Source organism: Mesorhizobium sp. CA15, from assembly GCF_020165215.1.
Lineage (GTDB): Bacteria > Pseudomonadota > Alphaproteobacteria > Rhizobiales > Rhizobiaceae > Mesorhizobium.
This window is the reverse complement of record NZ_JAIUHQ010000001.1, coordinates 425,444-448,565: the sequence shown is the minus strand read 5'-3', so window position 1 is coordinate 448,565 and position 23,122 is coordinate 425,444. Positions and strand designations below refer to the sequence as shown.

Below are 23,122 nucleotides of genomic sequence, written 5' to 3'. Positions count from 1 at the left end.
CCCAGCCATGTCCGACGCGCCGCCCCTTGCCCTCTACCGCCGCTCGCTCGGCAATTTCCGCGACACGATGTCGATCGTGAGGCGACGCTTTGCCGTGCGGCCGGCGCGCTATCCGAGAATTCTGTGGAGCGTCTGGCTCATAGCCTGGATATTGCTCACTGTTGCGACTTTCCTGCGCCTCGATATCAGCGCGGGCGAGATGCGCGGCCAATGGTCCTCCGGATTTGCGCGCTTCACCGATTTCTTCACGCAATTCGGCCTCGGCGGCTGGTATCTCATTCCAGCGGCGCTCTGCCTTGTTGCCGCCAATCTGACGGATTGGCGCGGCCTGTCCCGGCATGGCCGGATGATCGTCTACAACTGGACGTGTTTCGCGTTCCTGGTGCTATGTGCCGTCGGCCTGTCCGGTCTTGCGGTCAACGTGCTGAAATACGGAATCGGCCGCGCCCGGCCGCTTTATTTCGACAGCTTCGGCGTCCTGTCGCTGCATCCTTTCGCCATAGACGCGCGCTTTGCCGGTTTCCCGTCCGGCCATGCCACGACGATGGGCGCCGTCTTCGGCATCCTGCTGCTGTTGTTCCCGCGGCGCTGGTATATCGCGCTGGCGGTCACGGCCTGCATCGCTTCGACACGCATCTTCGTCGGCGCGCACTATCCCAGCGACACGGTCGCGGGCTTCGGGCTCGGACTGGCGTTCGCGGTGCTATCGGGGCTGGTGTTTGCCCGGCTCGGCTTCATCTTCGGCCAGACCGGTTCGAAGCTGCCGGTGCGCAAGCGGACGTTCCGGTTGGTACCGTCCCGCGCGCCAAGAGGCAGGGCTTCGACAGCCGATACGGTCGAGGCCGGAGTCGATCAAATCCAGATTCCTTAAGACGCCCTGACTGGCGGCCTTCCGCGCTTAGCGCAGCCGCTTCGGCCTCGGATCGGCCAACTCGCCCGCCAGGCGACGGTCGAGATAGTCGGCGCACTCCTGGATCAGCAGCTCGGAATCGTTGGCGAAGAAATGGTTGGCGCCCGGGATCGTCTTCTGCGTGATGGTGATGCCCTTTTGCGTGTGCAGCTTGTCGACCAGGCCCTGCACATCCTTCGGCGGCGCCACCTTATCGGCATCGCCATGGATGATGAGGCCGGACGACGGACAGGGCGCCAGGAACGAGAAGTCGTAGGTGTTGGGCTGCGGCGCGACCGAAATAAAACCCTCGATCTCGGGGCGGCGCATCAGGAGCTGCATGCCGATCCATGCGCCGAAGGAATAGCCGGCGACCCAGCAGCTCTTCGAATCCGGATGCAGCGACTGCACCCAGTCGAGCGCGGCGGCCGCGTCCGACAATTCGCCGGTGCCATGGTCGAACTCGCCCTGGCTGCGGCCGATGCCGCGGAAATTGAAACGCAGCGTGGTGAAATCGCGCTTCTGGAACATGTAGAAGAGGTCGTAGACGATCTTGTTGTTCATCGTGCCGCCGAATTGCGGGTGCGGATGCAGCACGATGGCGATCGGGGCGCTCTTTTCCTTCGAGGGCTGATAACGTCCCTCCAGGCGACCAGCCGGACCGGCGAAAATGACCTCAGGCATAAAATACTCCACATGGCATATGAATGCGCTCGCCCGGAACTTTCCTGATCCCGACTCACCCGCGGCCCCACATCTTCTGTGGCCTTGACGCCGGGCGAGCGTGTTCCTAGAAGCTAGTTTAGAATTGTTCAAAACTGGGAGGCCGAAACCCGATGGTCCGGCCGCCCGCGCCGCAAGCCGGGTAAATAGGACGGCTTGCCCTGCAATTTCAAGGAAATAACGCGCTATCCTGGCGGGATAGTCGGCGGAAGGACGAACTGAGCGAAAATGGCCGCAATCCGCGCCTATCTCGACTACAACGCCAGCGCGCCGCTCATTGCGGAAGCGCGGGCAGCGATGGTCTCCGCGCTCGATGCCGCCAACCCGTCATCGGTCCACACGGAGGGGCGCGCCTCGCGCCGGCTAGTCGAGGACGCGCGCCGCGACATGGCGCGGCTGGTCAACGCCAGGCCTGAACATATTGTCTTCACCTCCGGCGCCACCGAAGCCGCCTCGACGCTGCTAGGGCCCAACTGGCAGATGGGGCGCGGGGCTATCCGCATGAGCCATCTCTATGTCTCGGAAGCCGACCATCCCTGCATCCTGAATGGTGGACGCTTCGCGCCGGCGCAGGTGACGAAGATCGGCGTCGACCCGAACGGCATTGCCGATCTCGAGGCGTTGGCCGCCGCGCTCGGCGCGCATGACAAGGCCGCTGGCCTGCCGCTGGTGGCGATCCACGCCGCCAACAACGAGACCGGCGTTATCCAGCCGATCGGGCGCATCGGCGAGATCGTCAAGGCCGCCGGCGGGGTGCTGGTCGTCGACGCGGTGCAGGCTGCCGGGCGGATTCCGCTCGATATGTCAATTCCTTATGCCGATTATCTGATCCTGTCCTCGCACAAGATCGGCGGCCCGAAGGGCGTCGGCGCGATCGTGGCCGCATCCGACCTGATGATGCCGCGCCCGCTGATCAATGGCGGCGGCCAGGAGAAGAGCCACCGCGCCGGCACGGAAAACGTCGCCGGGATCGCCGGTTTCGGCGCCGCGGCGCGTGCCGCGCTGGCCAGTCTCGCCGACATGGACGCCATCGCGAGCCGGCGCGACGAGGTCGAGGCGATCGTGCGCGACCTCGCGCCGGACGCGGAAATCTTCGGAAATGGCGCTCCCAGGCTTGCCAACACGACATTCTTCGCTATTCCCGGCGTCAAGGCCGAAACGGCACAGATCGCTTTCGATCTCGCCGGCGTCGCGCTGTCTGCGGGTTCGGCCTGCTCGTCGGGAAAGGTCGGGCCAAGCCATGTGCTGAAGGCGATGGGGCATGGCGACAGCCTGGGCGCCTTGCGCGTCTCGATCGGCCGTGCGACCGGCGCCGACGATATCGCGGCGTTCCGGGCGGCACTGGCCGGCATCGTCGCCCGCCGCGCGGGCAAGGAAGAAGCCGCCTGACGGCGGAGCATCGGAGCGAGAAACGCCTTGCGGTTCTCGGATTTCCGCTGCCTGAACAAGAATTCAGGCTTTAGGGCCTGGTAGAGCCGTGCGTTTTGTCCTGGCCGGGTGAATTTCCGGCGGACACGCACTATATGGAGCTTACTCCGCCGCGAGTCCCTCCCTGGGACGCGATTTCGGCGGTGCCATAGTTTGAAAACTGCCGGGCCTTGACCCCGGCGTGGATGGAGAACGCTTATGCCTGCTGTGCAGGAGACGATCGATCGGGTTCGAAAGATCGACGTCGACCAGTATAAATATGGATTCCAGACAGAGATCGAGATGGACAAGGCCCCCAAGGGCCTTAGCGAAGACATCATTCGCTTCATCTCGGCCAAGAAGGACGAGCCGGACTGGATGCTGGAATGGCGTCTGGGAGCCTATCGCCGCTGGCTGACGCTGGAAGAGCCGACCTGGGCGCGCGTCCACTATCCGAAGATCGATTTCCAGGACATCCACTACTACGCCGCGCCGAAGAGCACGCCGGGGCCAAAGTCGCTGAGCGAGGTCGACCCTGAACTGCTCAAGGTCTATGAAAAACTCGGCATTCCGCTCAAGGAGCAGGAAATCCTGGCCGGCGTGCAGAAGACCGCGGTCACGGACGAGGACGAGATCGGCGACAACGTTTACAAGTCCGGCCGCGTCGCGGTCGATGCCGTGTTCGATTCCGTTTCGGTGGTCACCACCTTCAAGAAGGAACTGGCGCAGGCGGGCGTCATCTTCTGCTCGATCTCGGAAGCGATCCGCGAGCATCCGGAGCTGGTGAAAAAATATCTCGGCTCGGTCGTGCCGACCTCCGATAATTTCTACGCGACGCTGAATTCGGCAGTGTTCACCGACGGCTCGTTCGTCTTCGTGCCGAAGGGCGTTCGCTGCCCGATGGAGCTGTCGACCTATTTCCGCATCAACGAGAAGAACACCGGCCAGTTCGAGCGCACGCTGATCATCGCCGAGGAGGGGGCCTATGTCTCCTATCTCGAAGGCTGCACGGCACCGCAGCGCGACGAGAACCAGCTGCATGCCGCGGTGGTCGAGCTGATCGCGCTCGACGACGCCGAGATCAAATATTCGACGGTGCAGAACTGGTACCCCGGCGACGCCGAGGGCAAGGGCGGCATCTACAATTTTGTCACCAAGCGCGGCGACTGCCGCGGCGATCGCTCGAAGATCTCGTGGACGCAGGTCGAGACCGGTTCGGCGATCACCTGGAAATATCCGAGTTGCATCCTGCGCGGCGACGATTCCAGCGGCGAATTCTATTCGATCGCGGTGTCGAACGGTTATCAGCAGGTCGATAGCGGCACCAAGATGATCCATCTCGGCAAGAACACGTCGAGCCGCATCATCTCCAAGGGCATTGCCGCCGGCTTCTCGCAGAATACCTATCGTGGCCAGGTCTCGGCGCATCGCAAGGCGACCAACGCGCGCAACTTCACCAATTGCGACTCGCTGCTGATCGGCGACCAGTGCGGCGCGCACACCGTGCCTTACATGGAAGCCAAGAATTCGACGGCGCAGTTCGAGCACGAGGCGACGACTTCGAAGATCTCCGAGGACCAGAAGTTCTACGTCATGCAGCGCGGCATCCCCGAGGAAGAGGCGATCGCGCTGATCGTCAACGGCTTCGTCAAGGACGTCATCCAGCAGCTGCCGATGGAGTTCGCCGTCGAGGCGCAGAAGCTGATCGGCATCAGCCTCGAGGGGAGCGTGGGGTGAAACTCTTCGGCCGTAAAACGGCGGCACTGCAAAGCTCGGAAGGGGTTCAGCAAGACGTTGAATCTCCTATGGCTGCGTGGTTTTCGTCCCTGGCTGGAAGACCTGCCTCGGATTTCGGAGGCCGGGAACGGATTTTCATGGAAATTTGGCGTCAATTCTGCGCTTTCCGGTCAGGCGTAGACGCATCTGAGCTAAGCTATTTTCACAGCACCTCGTGGTGGGGGGAATGGCGGGAATGGCCCGACTACGTGAGCGGTACACTGGGTGGTTTATCCAGCGTGGCTACCAAATCCGCTACCAAGCGGGAAGATAGATTTGACGTGGATACGTTGCACCTTGTCAGCAACTATCTGCCTGCAAAGGGAACCTGTCTTACTTGGTACGATAGGTTGAAATCGCTAGGTTTCGACTATGATCACGGACAAGCCGCAGAGCGGTTTGGTGGTGACTACACCGGCAACTTCAGGATGACGTTCTTCTACTTTGTCGATGAATCAATTTTTCTAAATGGCCGTAGGCTTCGTACCCAAGTCGATCCCGTTGAGGCGAGCAAATCCGCCGATCTTAAGGTCCGGCACAGTTATGTGCACAACGTGATCGATTTGGCTATGGAGTTCGGTGAATGGATCCACTTGGACGATCAGGGGAAGTTTGCCCTCACCCCCTGGCGAGTTAACTAGAGAAAAGAACAATGCTTGAGATCAGAAACCTGCACGCCCGCATCGTCGACGACGGCACCGAGATCATCCGCGGCCTGAATCTGACGGTGAAAGCCGGCGAGGTCGCCGCCATCATGGGGCCGAACGGCTCGGGCAAGTCGACGCTTTCCTATATCCTCGCCGGCCGCGAGGACTATGAGGTCACTGAAGGCGACATCCTCTATAACGGCCAGTCGATCCTGGAAATGGATCCGGCCGAGCGCGCCACCGCCGGCATCTTCCTCGCCTTCCAGTATCCGATGGAGATACCGGGCGTCGCGACCATGGAATTCCTGAAGGTGGCGATGAACGAGCAGCGCAAGGCGCGCGGCGAGGAACCGCTGAAGATCCCGGAATTTTTGAAGCGCGTGAAGGACGCCGCAGCCTCGCTCAACATGGACATGAACATGCTGAAGCGGCCGCTCAATGTCGGCTTTTCCGGCGGCGAGAAGAAGCGCGCCGAGATCCTGCAGATGAAGCTGCTTGAGCCGAAGCTCTGCGTTCTCGACGAAACCGATTCCGGCCTCGACATCGACGCGCTGAAGATCGTCTCGGACGGCGTCAACGCACTGCGCTCGCCGGACCGGGCCATCGTCGTCATCACCCACTACCAGCGCCTGCTCGAGCACATCGTGCCTGATACGGTGCACGTGCTCTACAGGGGCCAGGTGATCAAGTCGGGCGACAAGTCGCTGGCGCTCGATCTCGAGGCCAATGGCTATGCCGGCGTGATCGGGCAAGCCGCGTGACATGGGAGCGGTCGAGGCAAAAGTCATGAACATGCATGCACAGCCCCAGCGGACCTTGGCCGAGACGGCGCTGATCGACGCCTTCGGCGAACGGCTGTCGCTGCTGCCCGGCGACGGCGCGGTGATGGTCAAGCGCGACGATGCGATCGAGGCGATCAAGCACGGCCTGCCGACGCGCCGCGTCGAATCCTGGCATTATACGGACCTGCGCCGGCTGCTGACGTCGGTGCCGGCTTTCGAGGCCGGCGCCGTCGTCAAGGCGCTTGCGCCCGTTCTTGAAGGCTCGGCCGTGCTGCCGGTGCTGAACGGCGTCTCGCAGATGAAGCTAACGGAGATCGACGGCGTGACGGTGCAGCGCCTGTCGGAGAAGCTGACCGACGGCAGCGTCGCGCCCGGCCTGGATCCCTATGGCAGCGACGACGCGATCGGCGCGCTGAACACGGCTTTCGTCGCCGACGGCTATTTCGTCGATATTGCCGACGGCGCCGAGCTGGAAAAGCCGGTCGAATTGCAGAACCTGCAGGCCGGCGGCCAGTCGCATGTGCGGCTGCTGGCGCGTGTCGGCGCCGGTGCGAAGGCGATTGTCGTCGAGCGTCAGGCAGGCGAGGGCGACGAGGCGCTCGTCTCTTCGGTCAGCCAGCTCGTGATCGGCGACGGCGCCGAGGTGACCTGGCTCATCGTGCAGGAGCAGCCGGACACGGCCACGCATCTCGCCCAGTTCAAGGCGCATATCGGCAAGGACGCCAAGCTGACGCTGTTCGTGATGAACGCCGGCGGCAGGCTTGTTCGCCAGGAGGTCGTCGTCAGGACGACCGGCGAGGGCGCCGACTTCAAATTGCGCGGCATCAATCTTCTCGCCGGCGACACCCACACCGATGTGACCATGGTGCTCGACCATGCCGTGCCGCACACCACGTCGACCGAAGTGATCCGCAACGTGGTAACCGGCAAGGCGCGCGGCGTCTTCCAGGGCCGCATCAACGTGCATCAATACGCGCAGAAAACCAACGCCAAGATGGCCTGCAACACGCTGCTTCTGTCGGACGATGGCGAGTTCTCGACCAAACCGGAGCTAGAGATCTTCGCCGACGACGTCGTCTGCGGCCATGGCGCCACCGTCACCGAGATTGACCACAACCATCTGTTCTACCTGATGGCGCGCGGCATCGACGAGAAGTCGGCGCGGGGTCTCCTGGTGAAGGCGTTCGTCGCCGAAGTGATCGAGGAATTGGACGACGAGGCGCTGGTCGAAGCGCTGGAAGCGCGGCTCGACGGCTGGTTTTCGACGCACGGCTAGCGCCTAACCTTCTCCCCTTGTGGGAGAAGTGGCGCGAAGCGCCAAGACGGATGAGGGGTGTTGGAAGGATCGCGGCTTCGGCCGACAAGGACTTCGAAATGGACCAGAAGATCGAAACCGCTCCCTATGACGTCGAGGCGATCCGCCGCGACTTCCCGATCCTGTCGCGCCAGATCTATGGCAAGCCGCTGGTCTATCTCGACAACGGCGCCTCGGCGCAGAAGCCGCAGGTGGTGCTCGACACCATCCAGCACGCCTATTCCCAGGAATACGCCAACGTGCATCGCGGCCTGCATTTCCTGTCGAACGCCGCGACCGACGCCTATGAGAATGCGCGCAAGTCGGTGCGGCGGTTTCTCAATGCGCCGAGCACCGATAACATCGTCTTCACCTCCAACACCACATCGGCGATCAACACCGTCGCCTATGGCTGGGGCATGCCGCGGATCGGCGAGGGCGACGAGATCGTGCTGTCGATCATGGAGCATCACTCCAACATCGTGCCCTGGCATTTCATCCGCGAGCGGCAGGGCGCGAAGCTCGTCTGGGTGCCGGTCGACGATCTCGGCGTCTTCCACATCGAGGAATTCGAGAAGCGCCTGAGCAACCGCACCAAGCTGGTCGCCATCACCCATATGTCCAATGCGCTGGGCACGGTGACGCCGATCAAGGAGATCGTGCGCATCGCGCATGCGCGCGGAATTCCTGTCCTCGTCGACGGCAGCCAGAGCGCGGTGCACATGCCGATCGATGTGCAGGACCTCGACTGCGATTTCTTCGTCTTCACCGGCCACAAGGTCTATGGCCCGTCGGGCATCGGCGTGCTCTACGGCAAGAAGGACAGGCTGGAAGAGATGCGGCCTTTCATGGGCGGCGGCGAAATGATCGAGGAAGTGACGGAAGACATCGTCACCTACAACGAGCCGCCGCACCGCTTCGAGGCCGGCACGCCGCCGATCGTCCAGGCGATCGGCCTGGGCGCCGCGCTCGACTATATGGAGAAGGTCGGCCGTGAGCGGATCGCCGCGCACGAGGCGGACCTCAAGGCTTACGCGCATGAGCGGCTGCGGGCGATCAACTCGCTGCGCATCTTCGGCGACGCGCCCGGCAAGGGCGCCATCATCTCGTTCGAATTGCAGGGTATCCATGCGCATGATGTGTCGATGGTGATCGATCGGCAAGGTGTCGCGGTCCGGGCCGGAACGCATTGCGCCCAGCCGCTGTTGAAACGCTTCGGCGTCACCTCCACATGCAGGGCATCGTTCGGCATGTATAATACCAGAGCCGAAGTCGATGCTTTGGCCGAGGCCCTGGAAAACGCGCGAAAGTTCTTCGGGTGATGATGATGGACGACGTGAGCACCACCGCGGAAAAAGCGCCGGAAACGGCCGCGAACGGCATCGTTTCGGCCTCGGCGATCCCCGCCGACGAGCTAGCGCGGCTGACCGACGACATCGTTTCGGCGCTGAAGACCGTCTACGACCCGGAAATTCCGGCCGACATCTATGAGCTCGGCCTCGTCTACAAGATCGACATCGAGGACGACCGGTCAGTCAAGATCGACATGACGCTGACCGCGCCGGGCTGCCCGGTGGCCGGCGAGATGCCGGGCTGGGTCGAGAACGCCGTCGGCGCCGTCGAGGGCGTGTCCGGCGTCGAGGTCGCCATGGTATTCGATCCGCCATGGACTCCCGACCGCATGTCGGAAGAGGCGCAGGTCGCGGTCGGGTGGTATTGAGGCCTATACCCTTGCGCCAGCTGTAAAACTTCACCATTTTAGGTGAGAATCATTCGGGCAGGCCTTGAACCTGCATGGAATGGAGTAGGAAGAATATGGGACGCTTCGCCGTCATCACGATGACCGAAAAGGCCGCCGACCGCGTGCGCGAGATCGTGGCTGCGCGTGATAGCGCGCATGGTATCCGGCTCGGCATCAAGAAGGGCGGTTGCGCCGGCATGGAGTATACGGTCGATCTTGTGACCGAGCCGAATCCCAAGGACGACCATATCGAACGCGACGGCGCGCATGTCTATGTCGCGCCGGAGGCGGCACTTTTCCTGTTCGGAACCGAGATGGATTTCGAGCAGACGACGCTGCGCACCGGCTTCACCTTCAAGAATCCGAACCAGAGCTCGGCCTGCGGCTGCGGCGAATCCGTCGAGCTGAAGCCTGCCGACCTCAAGGCGCTTGCCGAGGCACGCGCCTCGGCCTGACCAGGCCCGCCAGCGCTTCCACTCAGTCCGGCAGCGCGGCGATTACCACAAGCTCGACGACGAGGTCAGGCTGCGCCAGGGCGGCCACGCCGATCACCTCCGATGGCGGCGGGTTGTTGTAGCTGCAGTGCTTCGGGCAATGTTCGGCAAAGAATTCGTCCAGCACGTCCAGACGAAAGTTGGGTGAGCTGAGGACGCCGCCGGACGGAAAAGGCCCTTTGACGTAGAATGTCACCTTGACCAGATGGTCGAGCGAGCTGCCGAGTTCCTCCAGATCCGACTTGATGTTCGCCAGGATTTCGCGCCACTGCGTTGCCGCGTCGCCGACAGCGCCGCCCTGGTGCTTCGATGGATCGTAGTCGTCGACGGTGGCGGTGTTGCCGGACAGAAAAACATATCCCTTGGCGTCCGAGACGACCGTGCCCTTGCCCCAAGGCATCAAACGAGCGCCTTTGAATTTCTTGTGCGTCGTGAGGTTCATTTCTGCCTCCTGTCGCCAGATAATTGTCTCAATGCAATTCCGGGCGGAAAACCGCTGCGCAGTTCTTCTGGAACTGCCCTAATCAACCCACATGCCGGTTCGCTTGTGCCAGTCGGCGATCGATTCCTCCGGATAGACGTCGAATACCTTGTCCTTCTTTCCGACGACCGGCTCGACCCAGTTCGCCTTGTATTTCAGCATCAGATGCACCTTCTCCGGCGGTTTCGGCAGGTCGGTGTCGATCGCCGAAGCGAAGGGGTGAACGAGGTCCGGCCACGTCGGGTCGTAGAGCCAGAGTGCTGCGCCGCATTTCCTGCAGAAATTGCGCTCGCCGGTCGAGACCTCGCAATGCGGATGCTCGTCATCCTCGATTTCGGCGCGATAGACGCCGAGGCTGCGCTTGCCCCTGATATCAAGCGTCTCGTAGTCGGCGCCGAGATTGATGGCGAACCCGCCGCCGCCCTGCTGCTTGCGGCAGATCGAGCAGTAGCAGAGCATGAAGGGCACCGGGGTGTGGCTCTCCACCTCGAAGCGGACGGCGCCGCAGCGGCAGGAGCCTTTGAGCAGGACAGGCATGGCGGGAACTCCGTTTTCAGATTTCAACCTGTCAGCATGCTTTTGGTTGCGGCGATGACAAGGCCGGTGACGGATGAGATGATCGCGGCATGGATAATGCGCGTCTTGAAGAACTGTTCGAAAGCCTTGGACCGATCGCCATCCGAAAACTGTTCGGCGGCAAGGGCATCTATTGCGACGGCGTCATTGTCGCGGTTGTCGTGCGTGGCGAGCTGATGCTCAAGGCGGACGAGGAAACAATTCCCGACTTCGAAGCCGCCGGCTGCAAGCAATGGACCTATACCGGCTCGCGCCACGGCAAGGAGGTGGCGATGCCCTATTGGAGCATTCCCGACGAGGCCTTCGATGATCCTGACGAGATGGCAGTGTGGGCGCGGCGGGCTTATGAAGCGGGACGAAGGGCGGGGAAGTAATAACCCGGCGTCAGCCAGCAGTTGGCACGCCAATTTCGGTGGAAGCGGTCATTGGCGACCTTCTGAGAGAACGGTAGTTTGCAAGGCTGTATCGTCGCGGTGAGATTTTCCGCAGCGCTCAAGAACCTAATTTAACCTACTTGAAGCCCTATTTTCATGGCAGTAATCATTAGACCAGAGCAACCTGGCGACGTGCAGGTCATTCACGACCTGACTATTGCCGCTTTCGAACCCATGTCGTTTAGCGATGGTTCGGAGGCTCCGATCATTGCCGCATTGCGGAATGATGGCGACTTGACGGTTTCGCTTGTTGCCGTCAGCGGCGGAGACATTCTGGGACACGTGGCCTTCTCACCAGTGACAATTGGAGCTGAAAGCCATGGATGGTATGGGCTTGGTCCGGTATCTGTATGGCCGGATAAGCAGCGGCAAGGCATCGGAAGTGCATTGATTAACGAAGGGCTTGCAATCCTCAGGGCGAACGGAGCAAAAGGCTGCGTATTGATCGGTGATCCGGCCTATTACGGGCGCTTCGGCTTCAGAAGCGACGGCAATTTGAGCTATCAAGATCTGCCCGCGCAATATGTGCAATCACTGCCTTTCCAGAGCGAACCCGCCAACGGACAGCTGAAATTCAGCCCTGCATTCAACCGGTAGAACGGATTCAAAGCTGAGGCGATTGGATTCTGCCCTACACCGCCTTGGCGATCTCTGCCGCCAGCCGCGCATTGTTCTCGACCAGCGCGATGTTGGTCTTCAGGCTGCGGCCGCCGGTCAGCTCAAGGATCTTCGACAAAAGGAACGGCGTCACCGCCTTGCCGGTGACGTTCTGTGCTTGGGCCGCTTTCTGCGCCGCCTGGATGTAACCGTCCATCTCGGCGGCCGGTATCTCGTCGTTCCGCGGCACCGGATTGGCGACCAGAATGCCGCCGCCCAGGCCCAGCGCTTGGCGCGTGCGGTAGAAATGCGCGATGTCTTCCGGCGCATTGAGCGTTAACGGCGCGCGGAAGGGCGACTGCCTCGACCAGAAGGCGGGCATCGTCTCGCAGCCATGGCCGATGACCGGCACGCCGCGCGTTTCCAGCACTTCCAGCGTCTTTTCGATGTCGAGGATCGCCTTGGCGCCGGCCGAGACGACGATGACCGGCGTGCGCGCCAACTCGTCGAGATCGGCAGAGATATCAAAACTCTTTTCGGCGCCCTTGTGGACGCCGCCAATGCCGCCGGTGGCGAACACTTTTATGCCGGCCATATGCGCGGCGATCATGGTCGCCGCAACCGTGGTGCCGCCGGTTCGCGTTTGAGCGACCGCGAAGCCGAGATCGGCGCGCGACAGCTTCATGGCATCGCCCGTCATGGCAAGCGATTCGCGCTCGCCGTCGGAGAGGCCGATCTTGATGCGGCCCTCGACCACGGCGATCGTCGCCGGTACCGCGCCGCAGTCGATGATGATCTGCTCGACCTTGGCAGCCATGGCGCCATTGTCGGGGTAGGGCATGCCGTGGGTGATGATGGTGCTTTCCAGCGCCACCACGGGCCGGCCGGCGGCAAGCGCCTCGGCCACCGGCGGATGGATATCGACGAAGGGGCGGGCGGTGTCAGGTGTCATGGCTGTCTCCGATCCGAAGGGATTGCTTCGGCAGTGGTGGCCCTATGCCATTTCCCGCGGCTCCGGCACAAGGGCAAGCGCCTGCGTGAAGGTGGCGATCGTGAAGGACGGTACGGCCTGCGGGCTCTCTATGGCGAGCATCGCTGCGGCAAGGCCTTCGCGCAGCGCGGCGCGTAGCGGCAGGCCGCGCAGCAAGGCGGCGACGGTTGCGCCGGTCAAGGCGTCGCCGGCGCCGGTCACATCGGCCACCTTGCGCGGCGCGGGCGGGTCGATCTCGAAGATTCCGGTGTCGTCGAAGCCCAGCACCGGAGCGCTGCCGGACGTGACCACGCCGGTGTCCAGGCCTGCCCGCCTGAGCGCGTCGACGAGGGCCTTGCCGGATGGCTCGGCGCCGACCAGCGCGGCGGCTTCGCGACGGTTCATAAAGAGCAGCGACAGATCGTCGAGCAGCGGCGCCAGGCGAACGACCTTGGCCGGCGAGACGGCGATGGCGAAGACCGGCCGGTCGCCGGCCAACGCCACCAGGCGCTCCAGCGCCGCCGTCGGCAGGTTGGCGTCGCACAGGATGGCGTCGGCGGCGGCGATCGCCTCGCGCACCTTGGCGCGCCTGATTTGTTTGGGGAAGGCTAGGTCGTAGAGCGCCATGTCGGCCAGCCCGACGATCAACTCGCCTTCGGCATCGATCAGCGCCGTGTAGCTCGGCGTCGTGCGGTCGAGGAACACCACCGAAAGGTCGGTTATCCCGGCGTTGTCGATCGCCGAGGCGACTGTGTCCGCCGCAGCGTCACCGCCACGCACCGAGATCAGCGAGGCCGACACGCCGCGCTTCACCACGCTGCGCAGCGCGTTGAAAACCACGCCGCCGACGTCCTCGCGCATGATGCCGGGATTCGAAGCCGCGGGCACATAGACGCCCGAGACCTGGCCGCGCCGGTCGATATGGGCGCCGCCAAGCGCCAGGATTGTTGGGGATGTCGACATTTCGGGTCGATGACTTTCGTTGATCGTGCGGCCGCGCACACTAGGTTTCTGCGCGTCGCCCTGCAATCGGGGTCGCGATTCGGACGGCCGGGTATCGAAATCTCTTCTGGACCCGTGGTTGCACTCCGCACCAGCCCTGGTGGGACAAAAATAGAACAAATCCAGATATTGATTATTTTTCAGATATTTGTTGCCCCTTGCCAAATGAGAACAGAAAAGGTACAAAACAAGCAGGGATCACGGATTGTCCGGCCTTCATTGACGACCAAGGGGTGATGTATCATGGCTCAGAATTCTTTGCGGCTTGTAGAGGATAAGGCAGTGGACAAATCAAAGGCTCTGGACGCGGCGCTGTCGCAAATCGAGCGCGCGTTCGGCAAGGGCTCGATCATGCGGCTCGGCGCCAACGAGCAGGTGGTCGAGATCGAAACCGTGCCGACCGGCTCGCTCGGCCTCGACATCGCGCTCGGCGTCGGCGGCCTGCCGCGCGGCCGCATCATCGAGATCTACGGGCCGGAAAGCTCGGGCAAGACAACGCTGGCGCTGCACACGGTGGCGGAAGCCCAGAAGAAGGGCGGTATCTGCGCCTTCGTCGATGCCGAGCACGCGCTCGATCCGGTCTATGCCCGCAAGCTTGGCGTCGACCTCGAAAACCTTTTGATTTCGCAGCCCGATACCGGCGAGCAGGCGCTGGAGATCTGCGACACGCTGGTGCGTTCGGGCGCCATCGACGTGCTGGTCGTCGACTCGGTGGCGGCACTGACGCCGCGCGCTGAAATCGAAGGCGAGATGGGCGATTCGCTGCCCGGTCTTCAGGCTCGCCTGATGAGCCAGGCGCTGCGCAAGCTGACCGCCTCGATCTCGCGTTCCAACACCATGGTCATCTTCATCAACCAGATCCGCATGAAGATCGGCGTCATGTTCGGCTCGCCCGAGACGACCACCGGCGGCAACGCGCTGAAATTCTACGCCTCGGTGCGCCTCGACATCCGCCGCATCGGCTCGGTCAAGGACCGCGACGAGGTCGTCGGCAACCAGACCCGCGTCAAGGTGGTGAAGAACAAGCTTGCCCCGCCCTTCAAGGTGGTTGAGTTCGACATCATGTATGGCGAGGGCGTGTCGAAGACCGGCGAGCTGATCGATCTCGGCGTCAAGGCCGGCGTCATCGAAAAGTCGGGCGCCTGGTTCTCCTACAATTCCCAGCGCCTCGGCCAGGGTCGCGAGAACGCAAAGCTGTTCCTGCGCGACAATCCCGATACGGCGCGTGAGGTCGAGCTTGCGTTGCGCCAGAATGCCGGGCTGATCGCCGAGAAATTCCTCGAGAATGGCGGCTCCGAAGGCGGCGACGACGGTTTCGAGGATGAAGCCGGCGCCCTGTAAAGTGCGTTTACCCTGGGATTTTGCGCTCCGGGGCGATCCAAAGGCGCCCGAGGATAGTTGGTTGGCTCAGCCGGAGTTCGGCCACAATCCTGGTTTATCGCCTTATGCTTATGTAATCGAGTTCTTGTATTGCGTAACCCGAACCGCCGGCCTTCGTGCCGGCGGTTTTGCGTTGTGCGGGGTGGGGCTGAGCCGCCGCTCGTCCGCCGATCGGCCCAAAGCGCGTAGCGCTGCAATGAATTCAGGCAATGCGCTTTGGTCCATGCTTGTGCCTGTCGTTTTCCCAAAACCGCTTGCGCAGTTTTGAGCGACACGCCTGTTTTGCGTGTTTCTGGACAGGCACAAGAGCTATCGCTAAAAGGCCAATCTATCTTCTGAAACACCAAAGCCCATTTGCCGCCGGCCGGGCCGGCGGTTCTTGCGAAAAAGGCAGTATGCAATGAGTGGCGTGAACGACATCCGGTCGACATTCCTCGACTACTTCCGCAAGGAGGGCCACGAGATCGTCGCCTCCAGCCCGCTGGTGCCGCGCAACGATCCGACGCTGATGTTCACCAACGCCGGCATGGTGCAGTTCAAGAACGTCTTCACCGGGCTGGAGAAGCGCCCTTATTCGCGCGCCGCGACCGCGCAGAAGAGCGTCCGCGCCGGCGGCAAGCACAACGACCTCGACAATGTCGGCTACACGGCGCGCCATCTCACCTTCTTCGAGATGCTCGGCAATTTCTCGTTCGGCGACTATTTCAAGGAGCGCGCGATCGAGCTTGCCTGGAACCTGATCACCAAGGAATTCGGTCTGCCGAAAGACAAGCTCTTGGTCACCGTCTATCACACCGACGACGAGGCGGCGGGTTATTGGAAGAAGATCGCCGGCTTCTCCGACGACCGCATCATCCGCATCCCGACCTCCGACAATTTCTGGGCGATGGGCGACACCGGCCCATGCGGGCCGTGTTCGGAAATCTTCATTGACCGCGGCGAGCATATTTGGGGCGGCCCGCCCGGCAGCCCGGAAGAGGACGGCGACCGTTTCCTGGAATTCTGGAACCTGGTGTTCATGCAGTATGAGCAGGTGACGAAGGAAGAGCGCATCGACCTGCCGCGTCCCTCGATCGACACCGGCATGGGCCTGGAGCGCATGGCCTCCATCCTGCAGAGCGCCGAAAGCGTCTTCGAGACCGACCTTTTCAAGCATTTGATCGACGCGACGTGCTCGGCGCTCGGGCACGGCCACAACCAGGAGAATGCAGCATCCTTCCGCGTCATCGCGGACCACCTGCGCTCGTCCTCTTTCCTGGTGGCCGACGGCGTGCTGCCTTCCAACGAGGGGCGCGGCTATGTGCTGCGCCGCATCATGCGCCGCGCCATGCGCCACGCGCAGCTGCTCGGCGCCAAGGATCCGCTGATGTGGCAGCTGGTGCCGGCGCTGGTGCGCGAGATGGGCCAGGCCTATCCCGAGCTGGTGCGCGGCGAGGCGCTGATGACCGAGACGCTGAAGCTCGAGGAAACACGCTTCCGCAAGACGCTGGTGCGCGGCCTCGGCCTGCTTTCGGACGCGACCGAGACGCTCAAAGCCGGCGATATGCTGGACGGCGAGACCGCTTTCAAGCTCTACGACACCTACGGCTTCCCGCTCGATCTAACGCAGGATGCGCTGCGCCAGCGCAGCATCTCGGTCGATATCGCCGGCTTCACCGACGCGATGGAGCGGCAGAAGGCCGAGGCGCGCGCGCATTGGGCTGGCTCGGGTGAAGCCGCGACCGAGACGGTCTGGTTTTCCGTGCGGGAAAAGACCGGCGCGACCGAGTTCCTCGGCTATGAGACCGAGCAAGCCGAAGGCATCGTCCAGGCGCTGGTCAAGGACGGCAAAGCGATCGATAGCGCGTCCCAGGGCGAGGCGGTCGCCGTGATCGTCAACCAGACGCCGTTCTATGGCGAATCGGGCGGCCAGATGGGCGACACCGGCGTGATCTCCGGCGAGGGCTTCTCGATCGAAATCTCCGATACGCAGAAGAAGGCCGACGGCCTGTTCGTGCATCTGGGCAAGGTGGCCAAAGGCACGGTCAAGACGGGTGTGGCTGTCGAGCTCAAGGTCGACCACGCTCGCCGCTCGAAGCTGCGCGCCAACCATTCCGCGACGCATCTCATCCACGAGGCGTTGCGCGAGGTGCTGGGCACCCATGTCGCGCAGAAGGGCTCGCTGGTGGCGCCGGACCGGCTGCGCTTCGACATCTCGCACAACAAGCCGATCTCGGCCGACGAGCTCGAAGAGGTCGAGCGCATGGCCAACGAGATCGTCGTCCAGAACAGCCCGGTGACGACGCGGCTGATGTCGGTCGACGACGCCATCGCCGAGGGCGCCATGGCGCTGTTCGGCGAGAAATATGGCGACGAGGTGCGTGTCGTGTCGATGGGCACCGGCCTGCATGGCGCTAAGGCCAATCGTCCCTATTCGGTCGAACTCTGCGGCGGCACGCATGTGAAATCGACTGGCGATATCGGCCTTGTGCGCATCCTGTCGGACAGCGCGGTGGCGGCCGGCGTGCGCCGCATCGAGGCCCTGACCGGCGAGGCGGCACGCAGGCATCTGGACGAGCAGGACAGGCGGCTGAAAGCCGCGGCGGCGACCTTGAAGATCGCGCCGGCCGATGTGCCGTCGCGCGTCGAAACATTGCTTGAGGAACGCAAGAAGCTTGAGAAGGAATTGAGCGAAGCGCGCAAGAAACTGGCGCTTGGCGCCGGCCCAGCCGTATCCGATGCTCCGCCCGCCAACGAGACCGTCGCCGGCGTCGGCTTTCTCGGCAAAGCAGTCAGCGGCGTCGCGCCGAAGGACCTGAAGCCGCTGGCGGACGCCGGCAAGAAGACGCTCGGCTCCGGCGTGGTCGTCTTTGTCGGCGCCGGCGAGGACAACAAGGCGAGCGTGGTCGTCGGCGTCACCGACGATTTGACCGGCCGCTTCAGCGCCGTCGATCTCGTGCGCGTCGCGTCCGCCGCGCTTGGCGGTCAAGGCGGCGGCGGTCGGCCCGACATGGCGCAGGCCGGCGGCCCCGACGCCTCCAGGGCCAACGACGCGATCGCGGCGGTGAAGGCGGCGCTGGAAGCGGCTTGAACGAGTGGGTTTGAATTTACCGCACGCTTGGCGGGACAGCGCCCCCCTCTGTCCTGCCGGACATCTCCCCCACAAGGGGGGAGATTGGCTGCGTCAGCCACTCGCCTTTTTCTGCGTGGTTGTATTTCAACGTGGGAGATTGGCGAAAGCCGGTGCGCCGTCCGATCTCCCCCAAGTGGGGGAGATGTCCGGCAGGACAGAGGGGGGCGCTGTCCCTCGACCGTCCTGATTCTTATCAGCCAGCCTTTTCTGTCTGCGCAAAGCTCGGCCGTCCAGCTATTCGCGCATACCAATCCCGGATATCCGCAAAGCGCGCCAACAAATCGCGTCCTTCCGCGACCTTGACGAAATAGGCAATGATCGGTGCCGCGTGCAGGTCGGCCAGTGTCAGTTGCTCTCCTAGCAGCCACGGGCCCTTAGCCTTCAGCGAGGTCAGAACCTTGAGCACCGTCTCAGCCTGGCTCAGCCCGCTGGCGATCAGCTGCTCATCCGGTTGCGTCTTCTCAAGCCGCTCGACGGCGACGTCCCAGACCATAGCACGATAACCATAGGCGTCGAGCATGCCGGTGATCTGGGCCATCCTGGCGCGGCCGCGCGCGTCGGCCGGCTGCAAGGCCGGGCCGTCGAAGGCTTCGTCGACATAGCGCGTGATCGCACCGGTCTCGAACAGTCGAAAACCGTCGTGCTCGAAGGCCGGGATGCGGCCGAAAGGGTGATGTTCCAGATACCAGGCCGGGATGCCTTCGGCGGCGAAGATGTCGAGGGGAACGAGCTCGTAGCCGACGCCTTTCTCCTCCAGCGTCATCCGCGCGATGCGCACATAAACGCTGTAGTCCGCGCCGTAGAGAGTTGGCTTGGCCATCGATCAGCGCTCCCCTCCAAAAAAGAAGGCTCCTTTCGGAGCCTTCGGTATGCCGGATGTGGGTTTTACCCCATCGCCTTCTGCAAATTCTCGTCGATCTTGTCGAGGAAACCGGTGGTCGAGAGCCACGGCTGGTCGGGACCGATCAGCAGCGACAGGTCCTTGGTCATGAAACCGCTCTCGACGGTCTGGATGCAGACCTTTTCCAGCGTCTCGGCGAAGCGCTTGAGCTCGGCATTGTCGTCGAGCTTGGCGCGGTGGGCGAGGCCGCGCGTCCAGGCGAAGATCGAGGCGATCGAATTGGTCGAGGTTTCCTCGCCCTTCTGATGCTGCCGGTAGTGGCGCGTCACGGTGCCGTGCGCGGCTTCCGCCTCCACCGTCTTGCCGTCCGGCGTCATCAGCACCGAGGTCATCAGGCCGAGCGAGCCGAAGCCTTGCGCCACGGTATCGGACTGCACGTCGCCGTCATAGTTCTTGCAGGCCCAGACATAGCCGCCCGACCATTTCAGGCTGGAAGCGACCATGTCGTCGATCAGGCGGTGCTCGTACCAGAGTTTCCTTGCCTTGAACTCGGCCTCGAACTCCTTCTCGTAGACCTCCTGGAAGATGTCCTTGAAGCGGCCGTCATAGGCTTTGAGGATGGTGTTCTTGGTCGACAGATAGACCGGGAAATTGCGCAGCAAGCCGTAGTTCAGCGAGGCGCGGGCGAACTCGCGGATCGACTCGTCGAGATTGTACATGGCCATGGCCACGCCGCCGCCCGGCGCGTCATAGACGTCATGCTCGATCACCTGGCCGTCCTCGCCGACGAACTTGATCGTCAGCTTGCCTTTGCCGGGGAAGCGGAAGTCGGTGGCGCGGTACTGGTCGCCGAAGGCATGACGGCCCACGACGATCGGCTTGGTCCAGCCCGGCACCAGGCGCGGCACGTTCTTCATGATGATCGGCTCGCGGAAGATGGTGCCGCCGAGAATGTTGCGGATGGTGCCGTTGGGCGACTTCCACATCTTCTTCAGCTTGAATTCCTCGACGCGCGCCTCGTCGGGGGTGATCGTCGCGCATTTCACGCCGACGCCCCATTTCTTGATGGCATTGGCGGAATCGATCGTCACCTGATCGTTGGTGGCGTCGCGGTGCTCGATGCCGAGATCGTAATATTCCAGCTTCAGGTCGAGATAGGGGTGGATCAGCTTGTCCTTGATGAACTGCCAGATGATGCGGGTCATCTCGTCGCCGTCGAGCTCGACGACCGGGTTCGCCACCTTGATCTTCGCCATGAAAAGAATGCCTCGTTGCTGGGGGATCTGAACGGCCTTGCCCACATGGCTTCGGCCGGGGATGCGGAGCGTATATCAAAGGCTTTTTCAGCGCGCAAACCGCGATCCGCGCCGGGGCAGACGGGTGCCGCTGTTGTGAATGCTTCATTTTCCGATCCGGATGTGGCAGGGGACGCCGAAACGCCGCAAACCCCGGTTACCCATAGCCATGCCAGCCACAGAAGACACAACCAAGACCGCTTCCGCCGGACCGGCGATCATCCTGGTCGAGCCGCAGCTCGGCGAGAATATCGGCATGGTCGCGCGGGCGATGGCGAATTTCGGCTTGTCCGAGCTCAGGCTGGTCAACCCGCGCGACGGCTGGCCGAGCGAGAAGGCGCGCGCGGCGGCCAGCCGCGCCGACCACGTCATCGACGCCACCAGGGTCTTCGACGATCTGCCCTCGGCGGTCGCCGACCTGACCTTCGTCTTCGCCACGACAGCGCGCGAGCGCGACGGCTTCAAGCCGGTGCGCGGTCCGGTGGAAGCGGGCAGGGCGCTCAGGGCGCGCAGCGAGGCCGGGCTGCGCACCGGTATCCTGTTCGGCCGCGAGCGCTTCGGCCTTTACAATGACGAGGTCGGGCTTGCCGACGAGATCGTCACCTTTCCGGTCGATCCCGGCTTTTCCTCGCTCAACATCGCCCAGGCGGTGCTTTTGATGTCCTATGAATGGATGAAATCCGGCCTCGCCGACGAGACCCAGACCAACTTCTCCGGGCCGGAGCTGGCGCCGGCGCCCAAGGAGCAGCTGCACAGCCTGTTCGCCTACCTCGAGAACGCGCTGGAAGCGCGCGGCTATTTTCGCCCCGAAGAAAAGAAGCCGAAGATGGTCGACAATCTGCGCGCCGTGCTGACGCGCGCGGGCTTCGCCGAGCCCGAGCTCAAGGTTCTGCGCGGCATCATCTCCTCGCTCGACCGGTTCTCGCCGGCCATGCCGCGTGGCGACGGCTCGCCCGGCGACGATCCGAGACGGTTGCCGGCCGGTGCGCGCAGTCGCGCCAAAGACAAAGAAAGTTAAGATCGGTAAGCTGTGAGCATTTGAAGTAACCGAATTTTATTCGGTTGCGCCTCATCCTTGCTGCAATAGTGGGGGTGGCACATGTTTACGTCCAATATTGGTCGACTGCGCTTTTTCCTTTACTCTCTCGGTCTCGCCGTAGCCGAAACTGCGGTGATCGTCATCTGCATTGTCAGCACGATCGGTTTCGAAGGGCTGCTCAATTCAGGGCCCAGTCCGTCGCGCCAGGGCATGGCAGGCGCGGTCCTCATCGCCTCTCTCATCTTTGTCGCGCTTCGCGGCAACATCGCCTCGCGCCGCACCCGCGACGCCAACGGACGCCGCTGGATCCTGTGGGCCTACATCGCCCTTTCGGCTGTCTATGCCCTTCTGCAGGCAGGCGTGCTGCTGGTCGTCAAATTCGGCGACCCCGAGAGCATTCCGGGCGGGCTGAACCTGCTTGGGTTTTCGGTATTCGGCCTCTGGTGCACCATTTGGTGGGCGAAGCCCGTCGCGGGCAGCAACATCGATGAATTGACCGATGTCTTCGACTTCGATGGCCCGCTGCCGGCATCGACGCGCGCTGCACGCGCCGCTGTGCCGGCCGCTCCACGCGCCGCGGTTGGCGCTTCAGCCGCACTCATCCCACCCGCGCCGCAGCCTTTCGGCAGACCGCGCCCGGCCGGTTTCGGCAAGCGCGGGATATGAGTGATTTTAGAGATAGGGCATGATGTCGTCCGAAAGCCGCTTGACACTTTTCGGCATCATGTTCTAGCGACTGCGCAAAAGCTGCTCGCATTCGCCTCTTCAAGACCACGATCATTCGCGATAGAAGCGCGTCGGTCCAATTCCGGGCCTGTCGTTTCTCATAACCGGATGACAATGAGCGATCGATCAAGCCAGCGCCCGATCCTGATGTTCGATTCCGGTGTCGGCGGGCTGACCGTGCTGCGCGAGGCGCGCGTGCTGATGCCCGACCGCCGCTTCGTCTATGTCGCCGACGACGCGGCGTTTCCCTATGGCGCCTGGGAAGAGCCGGCGCTCAAGGAACACATCCTTGCGCTGTTCGGCAAATTGCTCGACCGGCTCCAGCCGGCGATTTCGGTCATTGCCTGCAATACAGCCTCAACGCTGGTGATCGATGCGCTGCGCGACAAATTCCCCGGCCATCCCTTTGTCGGCACCGTTCCGGCGATCAAGCCGGCGGCCGAACGCACCCGCTCCGGCCTGGTATCGGTGCTGGCGACGCCGGGCACTGTGAAGCGCCAATACACGCGCGACCTGATCAGCAAATGGGCGCAGAAATGCCATGTGCGCCTGGTCGGCAGCGATCGGCTGGCGGGGCTCGCCGAGATCTATATGCGCCAGGGTTTCGTCGACGAAGAAGCCGTGCGCGCCGAAATTGCGCCCTGCTTCATCGAGCGCGACGGCAACCGCACCGACATCGTCGTGCTTGCCTGCACGCATTACCCATTTCTCGCCAACCGCATGCGCAAGACCGCGCCCTGGCCGGTCGACTGGATCGATCCGGCCGAAGCGATCGCGCGGCGCGCCATGTCGCTGCTTGAACCCGTTGGGGACACATCCGGCGTAAGTGAGCCCGATCTTGCCGTTTTCACCTCGGGCAAGGTGGATTTCGCCACGAGGCGGCTCATCCAGGGCTTTGGACTGACCGCGCCTTAGC

Annotated in this window: 23 protein-coding genes; 16 read left to right on the top strand and 7 right to left on the bottom strand. The window is 62.9% G+C overall.

Going from position 1 to position 23,122, the window contains the following annotated elements; all coding sequences use genetic code 11:
* Positions 1 to 7: 7 nt before the first annotated feature.
* Positions 8 to 871, top strand: coding sequence for a phosphatase PAP2 family protein (locus LB515_RS02260; protein ID WP_224706604.1), 864 nt, complete (start codon positions 8 to 10; stop codon positions 869 to 871).
* A 27-nt stretch (positions 872 to 898) separates the two neighbouring features.
* Here LB515_RS02260 and LB515_RS02255 read toward each other — a convergent pair whose 3' ends face one another.
* Positions 899 to 1,573 (bottom strand): alpha/beta hydrolase, encoded by a 675-nt coding sequence (locus tag LB515_RS02255; protein ID WP_095765174.1) that lies wholly within the window; start codon positions 1,571 to 1,573, stop codon positions 899 to 901.
* A 267-nt stretch (positions 1,574 to 1,840) separates the two neighbouring features.
* Between LB515_RS02255 and LB515_RS02250 the strand changes: the two genes are divergently transcribed.
* The 8 genes from LB515_RS02250 to sufA all read left to right on the top strand — a co-directional run bounded on the left by LB515_RS02250 (position 1,841) and on the right by sufA (position 9,714).
* A complete protein-coding gene (locus tag LB515_RS02250) occupies positions 1,841 to 3,001 on the top strand; it encodes a cysteine desulfurase family protein (protein WP_224706603.1) in 1,161 nt (386 codons plus the stop codon).
* Positions 3,002 to 3,238: 237 nt separating this feature from the next.
* The gene (gene sufB / locus LB515_RS02245; RefSeq protein ID WP_224706602.1) at positions 3,239 to 4,756 is read left to right on the top strand and encodes a Fe-S cluster assembly protein SufB; all 1,518 of its coding nucleotides are present in this window, start codon (positions 3,239 to 3,241) and stop codon (positions 4,754 to 4,756) included.
* A complete protein-coding gene (locus LB515_RS02240) occupies positions 4,753 to 5,436 on the top strand; it encodes a hypothetical protein (protein WP_224525587.1) in 684 nt (227 codons plus the stop codon). The genes sufB and LB515_RS02240 overlap by 4 nt, the downstream gene beginning before the upstream one ends.
* 11 nt (positions 5,437 to 5,447) lie before the next feature.
* Positions 5,448 to 6,203 carry a Fe-S cluster assembly ATPase SufC gene (gene sufC / locus LB515_RS02235; RefSeq protein WP_140840206.1) on the top strand — a complete coding sequence of 252 codons (756 nt, stop codon included), beginning with the start codon at positions 5,448 to 5,450 and terminating at the stop codon, positions 6,201 to 6,203.
* A gap of 25 nt (positions 6,204 to 6,228) precedes the next feature.
* Positions 6,229 to 7,500 carry a Fe-S cluster assembly protein SufD gene (gene sufD, locus LB515_RS02230; RefSeq protein ID WP_224706601.1) on the top strand — a complete coding sequence of 424 codons (1,272 nt, stop codon included), beginning with the start codon at positions 6,229 to 6,231 and terminating at the stop codon, positions 7,498 to 7,500.
* Between the two features lie 98 nt (positions 7,501 to 7,598).
* Complete coding sequence (locus LB515_RS02225; RefSeq protein WP_224706600.1) at positions 7,599 to 8,840, top strand: cysteine desulfurase; 1,242 nt, start codon at positions 7,599 to 7,601, stop codon at positions 8,838 to 8,840.
* A gap of 5 nt (positions 8,841 to 8,845) precedes the next feature.
* Positions 8,846 to 9,238, top strand: a complete 393-nt coding sequence (locus LB515_RS02220; protein ID WP_095765178.1) for an SUF system Fe-S cluster assembly protein — start codon at positions 8,846 to 8,848, stop codon at positions 9,236 to 9,238.
* 95 nt (positions 9,239 to 9,333) lie between these two features.
* Positions 9,334 to 9,714 (top strand): Fe-S cluster assembly scaffold SufA, encoded by a 381-nt coding sequence (gene sufA, locus LB515_RS02215; RefSeq protein ID WP_140840198.1) that lies wholly within the window; start codon positions 9,334 to 9,336, stop codon positions 9,712 to 9,714.
* Positions 9,715 to 9,736: 22 nt separating this feature from the next.
* Here sufA and LB515_RS02210 read toward each other — a convergent pair whose 3' ends face one another.
* Complete coding sequence (locus tag LB515_RS02210; RefSeq protein WP_224706599.1) at positions 9,737 to 10,195, bottom strand: RidA family protein; 459 nt, start codon at positions 10,193 to 10,195, stop codon at positions 9,737 to 9,739.
* Between the two features lie 78 nt (positions 10,196 to 10,273).
* Positions 10,274 to 10,771 (bottom strand): GFA family protein, encoded by a 498-nt coding sequence (locus LB515_RS02205; RefSeq protein WP_224706598.1) that lies wholly within the window; start codon positions 10,769 to 10,771, stop codon positions 10,274 to 10,276.
* A gap of 89 nt (positions 10,772 to 10,860) precedes the next feature.
* Here LB515_RS02205 and LB515_RS02200 point away from each other — a divergent pair, with 89 nt between their 5' ends.
* On the top strand, positions 10,861 to 11,184 hold the full coding sequence (locus LB515_RS02200) for a TfoX/Sxy family protein (RefSeq protein ID WP_224602552.1): 324 nt from the start codon (positions 10,861 to 10,863) through the stop codon (positions 11,182 to 11,184).
* 156 nt (positions 11,185 to 11,340) lie between these two features.
* On the top strand, positions 11,341 to 11,841 hold the full coding sequence (locus LB515_RS02195; protein ID WP_224706597.1) for a GNAT family N-acetyltransferase: 501 nt from the start codon (positions 11,341 to 11,343) through the stop codon (positions 11,839 to 11,841).
* Positions 11,842 to 11,875: 34 nt separating this feature from the next.
* Here LB515_RS02195 and LB515_RS02190 read toward each other — a convergent pair whose 3' ends face one another.
* Entirely contained in the window at positions 11,876 to 12,793 is a 918-nt protein-coding gene (locus LB515_RS02190) for a pseudouridine-5'-phosphate glycosidase (RefSeq protein WP_224706596.1), read from the bottom strand.
* A 42-nt stretch (positions 12,794 to 12,835) separates the two neighbouring features.
* Positions 12,836 to 13,774, bottom strand: coding sequence for a carbohydrate kinase family protein (locus LB515_RS02185; protein WP_224706595.1), 939 nt, complete (start codon positions 13,772 to 13,774; stop codon positions 12,836 to 12,838).
* A gap of 282 nt (positions 13,775 to 14,056) precedes the next feature.
* Here LB515_RS02185 and recA point away from each other — a divergent pair, with 282 nt between their 5' ends.
* Positions 14,057 to 15,154 (top strand): recombinase RecA, encoded by a 1,098-nt coding sequence (recA, locus tag LB515_RS02180; RefSeq protein WP_095765184.1) that lies wholly within the window; start codon positions 14,057 to 14,059, stop codon positions 15,152 to 15,154.
* A gap of 439 nt (positions 15,155 to 15,593) precedes the next feature.
* Positions 15,594 to 18,263, top strand: coding sequence for an alanine--tRNA ligase (gene alaS / locus LB515_RS02175; protein ID WP_224706594.1), 2,670 nt, complete (start codon positions 15,594 to 15,596; stop codon positions 18,261 to 18,263).
* Positions 18,264 to 18,498: 235 nt separating this feature from the next.
* On the opposite strand, the gene LB515_RS02170 is transcribed toward alaS, so the two are convergent.
* Together LB515_RS02170 and LB515_RS02165 are read right to left on the bottom strand one after the other, a co-directional pair.
* Positions 18,499 to 19,125, bottom strand: a complete 627-nt coding sequence (locus LB515_RS02170; RefSeq protein WP_224706593.1) for a glutathione S-transferase family protein — start codon at positions 19,123 to 19,125, stop codon at positions 18,499 to 18,501.
* Positions 19,126 to 19,190: 65 nt separating this feature from the next.
* Complete coding sequence (locus tag LB515_RS02165) at positions 19,191 to 20,402, bottom strand: NADP-dependent isocitrate dehydrogenase (protein WP_095765188.1); 1,212 nt, start codon at positions 20,400 to 20,402, stop codon at positions 19,191 to 19,193.
* A gap of 208 nt (positions 20,403 to 20,610) precedes the next feature.
* Here LB515_RS02165 and LB515_RS02160 point away from each other — a divergent pair, with 208 nt between their 5' ends.
* The 3 genes from LB515_RS02160 (at position 20,611) to murI (ending at position 23,121) form a co-directional block, all read left to right on the top strand.
* Positions 20,611 to 21,459, top strand: a complete 849-nt coding sequence (locus LB515_RS02160) for an RNA methyltransferase (RefSeq protein ID WP_224706592.1) — start codon at positions 20,611 to 20,613, stop codon at positions 21,457 to 21,459.
* Between the two features lie 81 nt (positions 21,460 to 21,540).
* On the top strand, positions 21,541 to 22,146 hold the full coding sequence (locus LB515_RS02155) for a hypothetical protein (RefSeq protein ID WP_224706591.1): 606 nt from the start codon (positions 21,541 to 21,543) through the stop codon (positions 22,144 to 22,146).
* Positions 22,147 to 22,320: 174 nt separating this feature from the next.
* Positions 22,321 to 23,121: a glutamate racemase gene (gene murI, locus LB515_RS02150; protein WP_224601415.1), complete on the top strand. Its 801-nt coding sequence runs from the start codon at positions 22,321 to 22,323 to the stop codon at positions 23,119 to 23,121.
* Position 23,122: the final 1 nt, after the last annotated feature.